Origin of the sequence: Bradyrhizobium sp. SSBR45G (assembly GCF_030159255.1) — a bacterium.
Classification (GTDB): domain Bacteria; phylum Pseudomonadota; class Alphaproteobacteria; order Rhizobiales; family Xanthobacteraceae; genus Bradyrhizobium.
Map to the genome: position 1 here is coordinate 21983 of NZ_BSCT01000007.1, position 13036 is coordinate 35018.

At 62.9% G+C, this 13036-nt stretch carries 11 protein-coding genes; 9 read left to right on the forward strand and 2 right to left on the reverse strand.

The window, feature by feature from the left end:
- Window positions 1-115: 115 nt before the first annotated feature.
- On the reverse strand, window positions 116-1132 hold the full coding sequence (locus tag QQL87_RS11240; RefSeq protein WP_284418144.1) for a hypothetical protein: 1017 nt from the start codon (window positions 1130-1132) through the stop codon (window positions 116-118).
- A 599-nt stretch (window positions 1133-1731) separates the two neighbouring features.
- Here QQL87_RS11240 and QQL87_RS11245 point away from each other — a divergent pair.
- Window positions 1732-3234, forward strand: coding sequence for an MBOAT family O-acyltransferase (locus tag QQL87_RS11245; protein ID WP_284418142.1), 1503 nt, complete (start codon window positions 1732-1734; stop codon window positions 3232-3234).
- 409 nt (window positions 3235-3643) lie between these two features.
- Entirely contained in the window at window positions 3644-4780 is a 1137-nt protein-coding gene (locus tag QQL87_RS11250; RefSeq protein WP_284418141.1) for a hypothetical protein, read from the forward strand.
- Here QQL87_RS11250 and QQL87_RS11255 read toward each other — a convergent pair.
- Entirely contained in the window at window positions 4774-5775 is a 1002-nt protein-coding gene (locus QQL87_RS11255) for a hypothetical protein (protein WP_284418140.1), read from the reverse strand. The genes QQL87_RS11250 and QQL87_RS11255 overlap by 7 nt on opposite strands.
- Before the next feature lie 539 nt (window positions 5776-6314).
- Between QQL87_RS11255 and QQL87_RS11260 the strand changes: the two genes are divergently transcribed.
- From QQL87_RS11260 to QQL87_RS11290, 7 genes are all read left to right on the forward strand, one after another.
- The gene (locus tag QQL87_RS11260; protein ID WP_284418139.1) at window positions 6315-7820 is read left to right on the forward strand and encodes a PfkB family carbohydrate kinase; all 1506 of its coding nucleotides are present in this window, start codon (window positions 6315-6317) and stop codon (window positions 7818-7820) included.
- 9 nt (window positions 7821-7829) lie between these two features.
- Complete coding sequence (locus tag QQL87_RS11265; protein WP_284418138.1) at window positions 7830-8552, forward strand: nucleotidyltransferase family protein; 723 nt, start codon at window positions 7830-7832, stop codon at window positions 8550-8552.
- Window positions 8553-8660: 108 nt separating this feature from the next.
- Complete coding sequence (locus QQL87_RS11270) at window positions 8661-9599, forward strand: NAD-dependent epimerase/dehydratase family protein (protein WP_284418137.1); 939 nt, start codon at window positions 8661-8663, stop codon at window positions 9597-9599.
- Window positions 9596-10204: an SIS domain-containing protein gene (locus QQL87_RS11275; protein WP_246739260.1), complete on the forward strand. Its 609-nt coding sequence runs from the start codon at window positions 9596-9598 to the stop codon at window positions 10202-10204. Before QQL87_RS11270 ends, QQL87_RS11275 begins: the two co-directional genes overlap by 4 nt.
- Before the next feature lie 12 nt (window positions 10205-10216).
- Window positions 10217-11215 carry an NAD-dependent epimerase/dehydratase family protein gene (locus QQL87_RS11280; RefSeq protein ID WP_284418136.1) on the forward strand — a complete coding sequence of 333 codons (999 nt, stop codon included), beginning with the start codon at window positions 10217-10219 and terminating at the stop codon, window positions 11213-11215.
- A 45-nt stretch (window positions 11216-11260) separates the two neighbouring features.
- Window positions 11261-12109 (forward strand): transketolase, encoded by an 849-nt coding sequence (locus QQL87_RS11285; RefSeq protein WP_284418135.1) that lies wholly within the window; start codon window positions 11261-11263, stop codon window positions 12107-12109.
- Complete coding sequence (locus tag QQL87_RS11290; protein ID WP_284418134.1) at window positions 12106-13029, forward strand: transketolase family protein; 924 nt, start codon at window positions 12106-12108, stop codon at window positions 13027-13029. The genes QQL87_RS11285 and QQL87_RS11290 overlap by 4 nt, the downstream gene beginning before the upstream one ends.
- Window positions 13030-13036: the final 7 nt, after the last annotated feature.

Here is a 13036-nt window from a genome sequence, read left to right on the forward strand (position 1 = left end):
CCCCCTCAGTCCACAGCTATGCACGAACGGCTTCCGATTGACGTGAGCACGTGGAGCTGAGTGTCCCCACGAAAGCTCGACGGCCTGCTGTCACGGGGATCCAGCGGTTTCAGGATCATCTGCCCTGACCGGGCGCGGATGGGAACGCCCGCTTGAACGCCGCGGTGTTAACGATCTCGCGCGCGAGATAGCTCGTAAATCTCTGCGCGCCCTGCCGGTCGAGATGGCCGCCGCCGTCAACCGTCGTCAAGCCATCGAAGGGGGGCGTGATCAGTTCGAGGTTCAGTGCCTTCGCCAACTCGGCCGCCTGTTGCACGCACGACTGACTATGCGGGACCAGGGTCAGCACCACCGCCCCCCCGACCTCGTCGATGAAGGTCCGCGCATAGTCGACGACGGCCGGATTCGTATGACAATCGGGGCTTCGCGCCGACACCATCGGCTTGTTGCCGAGAGCGAGATAGTCCGGATTGGCATCCAGCCCCATGTCACCGTTGGAAATGCTGCGATACAGACCGGTCGATGAGAAACGACCGTTCTGATAGGCTGCGAGCACGTCTTCGATGCGCCAGCGCAGATTGCGGCCCACGACCGTCAGATACCCACGCAGTCGACTGCGCGTGACCGCCTCGACCGGCTGCTTTTGCGGACCCAACGTGACATTCAGATCCTTGCTGAAAAAATGAACGAACTGGTCATCGGCATTGATGACCCACAGCCGCGGACGGATCGTCCAGCGCTTGATCACCTGCCGGGAAAATTCGCCGCCCCGCAAGCCGACAAAGGCCATGTTGTAGATCTTCAGTCGGTCAAGCGCCGGCGAAGTTTCGAGCGTCTGCCGATCGAGCGCATAGTTGACGAAGGACGGACCGAGGAGAACGATGTCGGCATTCCTGGCCGCTTCGATCGATCCTCCCAGATTGCTGTAGAAGATGTCCTGGTCCTGGATCTGCGGAATATTGCGACCTCCGAAGTCGCGGTACCAGCCGGAATCGCCTTGACGCGGGATCTGCAGCAGGCCGCCATGAAGGGTCCAGCCATCCGAGGACAATAGCGACACCCCTGACGCAAACGCGGAAACCAGCATGAAGCCGATAAGTCCGACAATGATCAGATAGCGCCTGGAGGCCATCGGCGCAGGCGGGATGTCCGAAACTCCTCGGGCTACTGTCGACATGACGCAATCTCGCGCGGCAGCCGGTCTTGGTCGCCGGTCGCAGGCTCAGACGACAACGGTTCAGACACGACACAGGCCAGGGATGAGTGAGCTCGCAGGCGACGTCGCCGCCAGTTTCGGAGATCGGCAGCCTCGTGCCCGTGCCTGCTCGCCACAGGTGGAGGCTCGCCGCGCCCAACGCACGTACCGCCAACGCCTTGCATTTGCAAGGATCGTCCGCAGCAACGGTGATGAAAGCAAGGGTGAAAAACGCCAGGACGAATCGCAGCTGTCACATCTGTACTCGTGCATATCGTGCGTCGTGAACGGGAGGCACAACATAACGAGCGCGCGAAAGTCCCCGTGGCGTCGCTGGCCAATTTCGTTGTTGCCATAGCAGAAGAATTCCTGGCGGGAAAGTGTTCCGCCAAGCCCCATCGCTCGCCGGCCGCGCAGCGTCCTCGCAAAGCCGTTGCATCCCCCGAATTCGCGCCGGTGTGGCGGCCGCCAACTTGGCAGACAACGCAATCGTTGATAAAGCAGCGCGTCCCGCAGCAACATCAAGAAACCTTGCTATGCTTTTCACGCAGTTCGAGTTTCTGTTCCTGTTTCTGCCGGTGACGTTCGCCGGCTATTTTCTGCTGGCGCGTTTCCTGGTTTCGCCGACCGCCCGTCTCAGCTGGCTCGCTTTGGCCTCGCTGGCGTTCTACGGCTATTGGGACATTCATTTCATCCCGATCATCCTCATCTCCATCGTCATCAATTATACGATGGGCCTCCTGATCGCGGGACAAAGCGGCAAGGCACGCAGCGGGTTGTTCGCGGCCGCCATCACCCTCAATCTCGCGGCGCTGGCGTTCTACAAATACACGAATTTCGGCATCCAGATCCTCAATGCGCTCACCGCCTCGAAATACCCGTCACTCGCGATCGTGCTCCCGCTCGGGATCTCGTTCTTTACCTTCACACAGATCGCTTATCTTGCGGATGTTTATGGCGGCTACGCGAGTGAGCGGAGCTTCGTCAAATACGGGCTGTTCGTCACCTATTTTCCACATCTGATTGCCGGCCCGATCCTGCACCATCGCGAGATGATGCCGCAGTTCGGCTCGGAGGATAGCAGGAAGATCTCGGTCGAGAACGTTGCGATCGGCCTCACGATCCTCACCATCGGCCTGTTCAAGAAGTCGTTCATCGCCGACGGCTTCGGGCTGGTCGCCAATCCGGTGTTCCACGCCGCCAATTCCAGCCACCTTCATCTCATGGATGCCTGGGGTGGCGCGCTCGCCTACTCGCTCCAGATCTATTTCGACTTCTCCGGCTACTCGGACATGGCGATCGGCATTTCGATCATGTTCGGAATCAAGCTGCCGTTCAATTTCGATTCCCCGTACAAATCGCAGAGCATCGTCGAATTCTGGCGGCGCTGGCACATCTCGCTGTCCCGCTTCCTGCGCGACTATCTCTACATCCCGCTCGGCGGCAACCGCCATGGCGAGCACAGGCGAAACGCCAATCTGTTCACCACGATGCTGCTCGGCGGCCTCTGGCACGGAGCCGGCTTCACGTTCGTCATCTGGGGCGCCCTGCATGGCCTGTTCCTGATCGCCAACCACCGCTGGAGCAAGTTCGTCGAGAAGCGGCCAGCGCTCGCCCGCCATTCCGGCTCGGCCTGGTACGCCGCGGCGGCGCTGCTATTGACCCAAGTCGCCGTCGTGCTCGCCTGGGTGTTCTTTCGTGCCGACAATCCGAATGCCGCGATCCGGCTGATCAGAGGCATGATCGGCCTGTCCAATCCGGACAAGATCACGATGTCCAATCTCGTCGATCCCCGGATCATGATCGCGATTCTGGCTGGCTATGCCGCCTGCCTCGCGCTGCCGAACGTGAACGCGATGTTCGACAAATGGAAGGTCGGGCTGGAGACCTATCACAATCCGCGGCCATGGAGCGTGCTGAGCTTGAATTGGCGCCCCTCCCTCGCCTGGGCGATCGGCACGTCGGTGGCCCTGGTGGCGGCCGTGCTGATGAACATCATCGCCGGGGACACGTCTCAGTTCCTGTACTTCCAGTTCTGACCCGTCACCATCGACACTCAGTTGCTATTCATTCGCACTCTCTTCTGCCGAATCACGCGGCACAGTCGGCATGTACTCCGAGATTGCTGTGGAGGAACCCGAGGTCGAAGGAGTTGATGGCAGGCAAGGACCCAGCGGCGTGACGCCTATCAGCTCGCCGAGGTCGGCGGAGCCCAGGTGGCGCTCCAACTGCTGAACCATCCCGAATTCGGGCCAAGTCTCAGGGTATCGGTCCATCTCTGAAGGCGCCCGGTGTTGCCGACAGCGGTCGCGGCCGAGCGAGTGCGTTGTTGTTCGGCCGAGCTTGCCTATCACCCACGGTAACGTGTACGACGCCCTGAGACGATGGGGATCGCGGGTCAACTCGTTGCATCTCGAAGCACACAATACCATTCAGCGGGTATGAAGCGTGGCGCGGTATGTTGCGATCGTTGTAGCGCTGTTTGTTGCCGTTTTCGCGCCCCTGCTCGCCGTTCTCGAATGGGTGGGCTGGCGCCTGGGTGCCACCGTTCCCCTGTCCGTGATTGCCGCCGAGCAGTCACACGACCGGCGACTCGTCTGGCTGGGCACGTTCAAGGACTACGCGCCCTTCAAGCTTGAACGAATCAAGCAGGTCCAGCCGGAGGTGCTGCTGGTGGGCAGCTCCAGGTGTGGCCAGGCGCGCGCGCAGATGTTCCGTCCCTACGTGGCATACAACGCCTGCCTGACGGCCTGGCCGCTCACCCATGTGGTCGATTTCATCGATCGCGCCACGACGGCGGCAAAGCCGCGCGTGGTCATCGTCGCGCTCGATTACTTCCTGTTCGGCGATTTCCTCGCCGAGGTCTGGCGGAAGGAGCGGACCATGGACTTCAGCCAGGGCATCGATTCGCACCGGCGGAAGCTGCACGACGTCGCCGACTTCGCCACCCGGACTGGCGCCGATGCTGCTGCGGTGCTGGCGGCCGCGACGACACCGCAGCTGGAATCGGTCGACCAGAACCGGCTGATCGGCACGGAGGCGATCCGCGGCAAGTTCGGTTTCCGCGACGATGGCTCGGTCATGGTGGCTCCGCCCTACCGCGCCATTGCCGCCGAGACGCTGTCGCGGGGCGCCCAATATGTGACCTCCTCGTTCCCCGGAGCCCCGCATCTCAGTGAACGGCAATTCGGCGAGATCGAGCGGTTGTCTCGGCTCGCCCGCGAGCGCGGCTTCACCGTGGTTGCCGTCCAATATCCATTCGTGGAAAGTGCCGGAGCCTTCCTCGACACCGACGAGGCCTACTGGCCCTATTCCGGCATCTGGCGCGAGCTCCGGAGCGAGCAGACCGCCCGGCGGTTTTCGGCGCTCGGCCTCCAGTTCCACGACATGAGCCGCACACCGATCTCCCAGGACGATCAGAACTTCTTCGATCCCGCACACCCCTCGGAGCGGGGCATGCTGAAGACCTATCTCGTTCTGCTGGGCCGGCCCGAATTCCGCACGCTGTTCCCGAAGATCGATCGCGACGCCTTGGCTGCCGACATGGACCGCGCCAAGGACGAGCAGTTCGATCTCTATCACTGAGCTGCGCCGGCCCCTCGGTTCGTCCGCGAGGCGAAGGCGGCCTTGAACGCCCTCGTTTTGACGAGTTCGTCGGCGAGATAACGCGTGTACGTTTCTGCTCCCTTCTTGTCGAGATGACCTCCGCCGTCGAGGGTCGTGAGCCCGTCGAAGGGCGGGGCGATGAGTTCGACGCCGAGTGCGCCGGCCAATTGCTCGGCTTGTCGCACGCAGGACTGGCTGTGCGGGACCAGCATGAACACGACCTGTCCACCGATCTCCTTCAGAAACGCCCGGGCATTGCTGACGGCGTCCGCAGGGATATCGCAGGCCTGATCACGCTCGGACCGCATCGGCTTGTTGCCGGCCGCTACGTAGCTCGGATTGACCTCCAGCGCCATGTCGCCGGTCGAGACGCTGCGATAGAGCCCGCTGTCGGAAAATTGTCCTGCCTGAGCAGCCGAAACGACGTCCTCGAGACGCCACCGCAGATTGCGTCCGATGACGGTGAGATAGCCGCGCAAGCGGTCGCGTGTCACCGCCGCCAGCGGAACCTTCTGGGGACCGAGGGTGACGTTCAGGTCGCGGCTGAAGAAATGGGCGAACTGATCGTCGACATTGATCACCCACAGCGGCGCCCGGATGTCCCAGCGGCCGATCACGCGGCGCGAGAACTCCCCGCCACGGATGCCCACAAAAGCCATGTTGTAAAGCTTCAGCCGGTTGAGCTGGTCCGACGATTGCAATGTCTGACGATCGATCGCATAGCTCACGAAGGAGGGTCCGAGGAACACGACATCGGCAGCCCGGGCCGCAGCAATCGACGACCCGATGTTGCTGTAGAAGATATCCTGATCCTGGATCTGCGGGATCTGCCGGCCCCCGAAGTTCCGATACCAGTTGCGGTCCCCCGCCCTTTCGATCTGGGAGAAATGATCAGGCAGCGCCTGTGCATCGAAAAAGATCATGAACGCCGCAATGAGCGTCAGAACGGCGAGAACGCAGCTGCCGACCAGCACGATGTATCTGCGCAGAGCTTGCCTCTCGGCAGCACCTCCGGGCATCCACTCGGCCCGCTTCAACATGGTTCGTCTCTCAACTCTCGGATCGGACCGTTGCGCACGCTTTTCACCACACGAGCGATACAGACTGGCTGCCATGAACTCAAGCTGCCCGGCCCGGACACGAAACGTTGCCCCGCGCGACGAGAAGCCTTTATGTTCTCGGCATCACAACTACACCGGCCTTGCGCGTGCGCGTCGGATTCCGGTTCCGGATACGGAGTCCAGTTCGTGGGGGTTTGTGCTGCTGCGCACACCTGATAAAGAGATGGACTGAACTGCAGCGAAGCCTCGCGCTCAATCGAGCCGACCATGAGAATGCACTGACTTTTTACAATGAAATCAACGCCGACGATTGAAGCGAAACATGCCGGAACCGGTTCTCCGAAGCCGAAGCACAGAGCCCGCGATGCGCTTCTCCGCCAGCGATTCGGTCGCGCGACCAGCGCTGTGATCGAATACACTACCTCATCGCAGTCGAGCCGGAGGCGAAATCCGTGGACCAGGTGATCGATACGGCGCGCATGGATCTGGCCTGCCAGAGCATTCGCGCGTCCTGTGACTCCGGGCAGACGATTGCCTTCGTGTCGGGCAATTTCAACGTCGTGCACCCCGGACATTTACGGCTTTTGAAGTTCGCCGCCGAGCAGGCCGACGTCCTCGTCGTGGGCGTGAACCCGGATTCGACGCCCGGCGTGACTCTCCCGCAGGACATGCGCCTCGAAAATGTGCGGTCCATCGCATTTGTGCACCATGCTGTGCGTTTGGAAACATCTGCCTCCGATTTCATTTCGCACCTCAAGCCGACTGTCGTCGTTAAGGGCAAGGAGTTCGAGGACCGCGCCAATCCCGAGCAGGAAGCTGTGGATGCGTATGGCGGCCGCCTGATCTTCTCGTCGGGCGAACTGCGCTTTGCGTCGCTGTCGCTGCTGGAGCGCGACGCGAATATCGACATCTCCACCGTCCGCAAGCCGCAGGAATTTCCGCGGCGCCACGGCTTCGAGATCTCGAACCTGAAGGATCTCCTTCGCAAGCTGTCCGGCATGCGGGTTGCCGTCATCGGCGACCTGATCATCGACGAATATGTCACCTGCGATGCGGTCGGCATGTCCCAGGAGGACCCGACCATCGTCGTGACACCGCTGATGACCCGCACCTTCGTCGGCGGAGCGGGCGCGGTCGCGGCCCATGCGCATGGCCTCGGCGCCGACGTGAAGTTCTTCACCCTGGTCGGTGACGATGAAGCCGCGCGGTTCGCGCGCAGCACGCTGGAACAGCATGGCGTGAACTTCAACGCCTTCACCGATCAGAGCCGGCCGACCACGCGCAAGCAGCGTTTTCGCGCGCTGAACAAGACGCTGCTGCGGGTCAATCATCTGCGCCAGCACGCCTCCGACGCCGACCTGCAGCGGCAGATGCTGACCTCCGTCGAGCGCGCCCTGAAGACCTGCGACCTCCTGCTGTTCTCCTGCTTCAACTATGGCTGCCTGCCGCAGGATCTGGTCGATGCGATCGCGGATCGCGCCCGCTCCAAGGGCGTGATGATGGCGGCCGACAGCCAGGTCTCCTCGCAGACCGGCGACGTCTCCCGCTTCAAGGGCATGACGCTTCTGACGCCGACCGAGCGCGAGGCCCGCGTCGCGCTGAATGACTTCATCTCGGGACTTGCCGTGATCAGCGAGCGGCTGGTCGAACGTGCCCGCACCAAGAACCTCGTGATCACGCTCGGCGCCGAGGGCGCGCTGATCAACACGATGGCCGAGGGCACCTTCACCTCGGACCGCCTGCCCGCGTTCAATCCGTCGCCGAAGGATGTCTCCGGCGCCGGCGACAGCTTCTTCATGGCCTGCTCGATGGGCCTTCGTGCAGGCGCCGACATCTGGCAGGCCTCCTATCTCGGCTCGTTGGCGGCAGCGCTGCAGGTCTCGCGCGTCGGCAATCTGCCGCTGACGACGGCTGAGCTCGTGCGCGAAATCGACGAGACCGGCTTCAGCCAGGAGTAGGATGTCGACATGCGCGCCCTGCTGCTCGCCGCCGGGATCGGAAGCCGGCTGCGTCCGCTGACCAATACGACGCCGAAATGCCTCGTGCGTGTGCACGATCGGCCGCTGCTGGATTACTGGCTCGATCTCGTCTTCGAAGGCGGCATCGAGCGGGCGCTGCTGAACACTCATTGGCTGGCCGAACAGGTCCGCGCCCACGTCGCGCAATCGCGCTGGCGTGACCGGATCGATCTCGTTCACGAAGATGAACTGCTCGGCACCGGCGGCACCGTGCTCGCCAACCGGGCCTGGTTCGGCGACCAGCCGTTCCTCGTGGCCCATGCAGACAATTTGACGGATTTCGACGTGAAGGGCCTGCTCGCCGCCCATCGCAGCCGCCCTGATGGCTGCATCATGACGATGCTCGCGTTCCGGACCGACGATCCGAGCTCCTGCGGGATTCTCGAGCTGGATGATCAGCACAGGGTGATCGCCTTCCACGAGAAGGTCAAGAATCCGCCCGGGAACCTCGCCAATGGCGCGGTCTATGTGTTCGACAATGCCGTAATCGGCGACATCGCGGCGCTCGGAAAACCGGTCGTCGATCTCTCCACCGAAATCATCCCCAACTATATCAGACGCATTTTGTGCGTCGAAACCAGCGGTTATCATCGGGATATCGGCAACCCGGAAAGCTTGCGCCGGGCCCATTTGGAGTTTAATCACGGATCGCGCCGTGGCGGGGACGCTTGACGGGCGGCTTTGGCCGCTGAGCTGGTCGCCTTCCCCTGCCAATTTGTATAAGGGTGCGCGCGACGCGCCAGCCGGCGACACGACAGGCGAGCCACGGGGATTGCGCAGATGAAGATATTCGTGACCGGAGCGTGCGGCTACAAGGGCAGCGTGCTCGTGCCGAAACTCCTGAAGGCGGGCCACAAGGTCGTCGCGTTCGACATCATGTGGTTCGGCAACTTCCTGGAGCCGCATCCGGATCTGACGGTTGTCCAGGGCGACGTCCGCAATCCCGACGCCATCGACCTCACCGGCGTCGATGCCATCATTCATCTCTCCAGCGTCGCCAATGACCCCTGCGGCGATCTCGATCCGAAGCTGACCTGGGAGATCTCCTGCCTCGCCACGATGCAGCTCGCCGACCGCGCCTATCGCCACGGCATCAAGCGCTTCATCTACGCCTCCTCGGGCAGCGTGTACGGCGTGAAGGAAGAGGAGCAGGTCACCGAGGATCTCGAGCTGCTGCCGATCTCCGAGTACAACAAGACCAAGATGTGCGGCGAGCGCATCGTGCTGTCCTACAAGGACGACATGGTGGTGCAGATCGTCCGCCCGGCCACGGTGTGCGGCTACTCTCCGCGCCAGCGGCTCGACGTCTCCGTCAACATGCTGACGATGCAGGCGCTGATGAACGGCCGCATCACGGTGTTCGGCGGCGACCAGACGCGGCCCAACATTCATATCGACGACATCACCGACCTCTATCTGTTCCTGCTCGATCATCCTGAGCACACCGGTGTCTACAATGCCGGGTTCGAGAACATCTCGATCCTCGACATCGCCAATCTGGTTACCAAGCACGTGCCGGCCGAGGTCATCGTGACGCCCTCGAACGATCCGCGCAGCTATCGCGTCAACTCCGATCGCCTGCTCGCGACCGGCTTCCGTCCGAAGAAGACGGTCGAGGACGCGATCAAGGAAATCATCGGCATGTACTCGCAAGGCCAGCTCAAGAACGAAGACCGCTGGTACAATCTGAAATGGATGGAGAAGGAGGTCGTGAAATGAACGTCCTGGCCTTCAAGACCCCCGGCAGCCTGTTCGCCGACTACACCAGCCGCTTCAGCACCGTTCTGAAGGACTTCGATTGGGCCCCCGTCGAGAAGCTCGCCTACGATCTGCGCGACTGCTGGCAGACCGGCCGGCAGGTGTTCTTCTGCGGCAATGGCGGCAGCGGCGGCAACGCCAACCACCTCGCGAACGACTTCCTCTACGCGCTGTCGAAGACGCCGGGCTCGGGCTTGCGCGTGCATTCGCTGTCGTCCAACCCATCCGTGATCACCTGCCTCGCCAATGACGAAGGCTATGACCAGGTGTTCTCGCTGCAGCTCGCGGTGCTCGCGCGCAAGGGCGACGTGCTGATCACCTTCTCCGGCTCCGGCAATTCGCCGAACATCCTGAAGGCGCTCGAAGAGGGCAAGAAGATCGGCATGACGAGCTACGCCGTGCTCGGCTTCTCCGGCGGCAAGGCCAAGGCACTCGCCGACGTGCCGATCCATTTCGCGGTCGACGACATGCAGATCGCCGAGGACGCGCAGATGGTGATCGGCCACATGATCATGCAGTGGCTGTATGCCCAGCGTGGCGACATCATCACGACGCGCGAGGTCTGACGGGCAAGGACGATGGCTGCGAACGAAAAGTACCTGATCCTCGGCTCGAACTCGTTTTCGGGCGCAACCTTCGTCGATTTCCTGGCCGCGGCCGGTCACGACGTCATCGCGACCAGCCGCTCGGACGAGCCGCATGACGCCTTCCTGCCCTACAAATGGCAGAAGCGCCCGGGAAACGTGCGCTTCAAGCGCGTCGACCTCAACCACGATCTCGATGCGCTCAAGGCGCTGCTCGCCGCCGAGCGTCCGACTCATGTCGTCAACTTCGCGGCGCAGAGCATGGTTGGCGAAAGCTGGCTGTATCCGGACCACTGGATGATGACCAACGTCGTCTCCGCGGTCCGGCTGCACGACATCCTGCGCAACTATGACGGCCTCGACCGCTATGTCCACGTCACGACGCCCGAGGTCTACGGCTCGACCGAGGGCTGGGTGCGCGAGGACGCAGCCTTCAACCCGTCGACGCCCTATGCGGTGTCGCGCGCGGCCGGCGACATGAGCCTGCGCACCTATTTCGCCAACTACCAGTTTCCGGTGGTCTTCACCCGCGCGGCCAATGTCTACGGCCCCGGCCAGCAGCTCTACCGCATCGTGCCGCGCACCATCGTGGCGGCGATGACCGGCCAGAAGCTGCGCCTCGACGGCGGCGGCAAGTCGATCCGCGTCTTCATCCACATGACCGACGTGTCGGATGCGACGGTCAAGATCGGACGCAGCGGCAAGCTCGGTGAGACCTACCACATCTCCGGCTATGAGCTGGTCTCGATCCGCACTTTGGTCGAGATGATCCTCGCCCGCCTCGGCAAATCGTTCGAGGATTGCGTCGAGATCGGACCGGAGCGGCCCGGCAAGGACACCGCCTACACGCTCGACAGCTTCAAGCTGCGCACCGAGCTCGGCTGGCGCGACACCTTCTCGCTGGAACAGGGCATCGACGACGTCATCGCCTGGGCGCGACGCTTCGAGGATGTCATGGCCAAGCTGCCGACCAAGTACGAACATAAACCCTGATCGAGACCCCCACGCTTCCGAAGGGAAGCGCGACTGGAGAGCACGATGAACGTGGCAGTCCGGAACACCGCGGCCAAGCCCGACGTGGCCGCCCTGAAGGCGCAGGCCGCGAAGCTGCGCGGCAAGATCATCCAGATGTCGCACAAGGCCCAGGCCGCGCATCTCGCCTCGTCGCTGTCCTGCGCCGATGCGATGACCGCAGCCTATTGGCATGTGCTCAACATCGACCCGGCAAATCCAACCGATCCGCTGCGCGACCGATTCATCCTGTCGAAGGGCCACGCCGCCGCGGCGCTGTTCGCGACCCTGGCGATGAAGGGCTACTTCCCGATCGAGGAGCTCGAGACCTACTGCCAGGACGGCGGCCGGCTCGCCGAGCATCCGCCGGCGAACCTTTTGCCCGGCGTCGAGGCGGCGACCGGCTCGCTCGGCCACGGCCTGCCGCTCGGCTGCGGCATGGCGCTGGCCGGCCGCATCAAGGGCGAAAGCTACCGGGTGTTCGCCCTGCTCTCCGACGGCGAGAACAACGAGGGCTCGGTGTGGGAGGCCGCCATGTTCGCTGCCGCCCAGAAGCTCGAGAATGTCTGCGTCGTCGTCGACTACAACAAGTGGCAGGCGACCGCGCGCTCCAACGAGACTCTGATGCTGGCGCCGCTGCGCGACAAATGGGCCGCCTTCGGCTGGGACGCCCACGAGATCGACGGCCATGACGTCGGCGCGCTGGCGGAGGCCATGCAGAACATCCCGAACGGCTCGGGCAAGCCGGTGGCGCTGATCGCCCACACCGTGAAGGGCAAGGGCGTGTCGTTCATGGAGGACGACAACAACTGGCACTATCGCGCCCCCACCGCAGACGAAGTCACGAAGGCGTTCAAGGAGCTCGGCCTGTCATGAGAAACGCTTTCGCAGACGAACTGACTAAGCTCGGCAACGAGGACAGCCGCGTCGTCATGCTGTCGGGCGACATCGGCAACCGCCTGTTCGACAAGTTCAAGGACAAGCACCCGAGCCGCTTCTTCAACTGCGGCGTCGCCGAAGCCAACATGATGGGCGTCGCTGCCGGCATGGCCATGAACGGCCTGCGCCCGGTCGCCTACACCATCACCCCGTTCGTGACGACGCGCTGCCTGGAGCAGATCCGCACCGACGTCTGCTATCACGAGGCTCCCGTGACCATCGTCGCCGTTGGCGCCGGCCTCGCTTATTCCGGCCTCGGCCCGACCCATCACGCCTGCGAGGACATCTCGTTCCTGCGCTCGATCCCGAACATGGTCGTGATCTGCCCCGGCGATGCCTTCGAGGTGCGCGGCGCGCTGCGCGCGGCGATGCAGCAGGACCGTCCGGTCTACATCCGCATGGGCAAGAAGGGTGAGCCGGTCGTTCACAAGGGCCCCATCACGGATTTCAAGATCGGCAAGGCGATCACGATCGAGGAAGGCAGCGACGTCTGCCTGCTCTCGACCGGCAACATGCTGCCGGAAGTCATTGAAGCTGCACATAAGTTGAAGGAGAAGGGCATCTCCGCCGAGGTCGTCAGCTTCCACACCGTGAAGCCGCTGGATGAGGACAAGCTCAAGCAGGCCTTCAGCCGCTTCAAGCTGGTCGCGACCATCGAGGAGCATTCGCTGATCGGCGGCTTCGGCTCGGCCGTGTCCGAATGGCTCGTCGACAGCGAGACGCAGGCGAAGAAGTTCCTGCGCTTCGGCACACCGGACGCCTTCTTCAAGAAGTCGGGCGAACAGGAATATGCCCGCGAGGTGCTGGGACTGACCGGCCACCAGATCGCGGACAAGATCATCCACGCGTTGAGCTGAGACATCA

What these genes read in the sequence shown, in the direction of transcription:
- QQL87_RS11240 (WP_284418144.1), bottom strand. Translation starts at nt 1,132, where the DNA reads ATGGCCTCCAGGCGCTATCTGATCATTGTCGGACTTATCGGCTTCATG.
- QQL87_RS11245 (WP_284418142.1), top strand. Translation starts at nt 1,732, where the DNA reads ATGCTTTTCACGCAGTTCGAGTTTCTGTTCCTGTTTCTGCCGGTGACG.
- QQL87_RS11265 (WP_284418138.1), top strand. Translation starts at nt 7,830, where the DNA reads ATGCGCGCCCTGCTGCTCGCCGCCGGGATCGGAAGCCGGCTGCGTCCG.
- QQL87_RS11270 (WP_284418137.1), top strand. Translation starts at nt 8,661, where the DNA reads ATGAAGATATTCGTGACCGGAGCGTGCGGCTACAAGGGCAGCGTGCTC.
- QQL87_RS11275 (WP_246739260.1), top strand. Translation starts at nt 9,596, where the DNA reads ATGAACGTCCTGGCCTTCAAGACCCCCGGCAGCCTGTTCGCCGACTAC.
- QQL87_RS11280 (WP_284418136.1), top strand. Translation starts at nt 10,217, where the DNA reads ATGGCTGCGAACGAAAAGTACCTGATCCTCGGCTCGAACTCGTTTTCG.
- QQL87_RS11285 (WP_284418135.1), top strand. Translation starts at nt 11,261, where the DNA reads ATGAACGTGGCAGTCCGGAACACCGCGGCCAAGCCCGACGTGGCCGCC.
- QQL87_RS11290 (WP_284418134.1), top strand. Translation starts at nt 12,106, where the DNA reads ATGAGAAACGCTTTCGCAGACGAACTGACTAAGCTCGGCAACGAGGAC.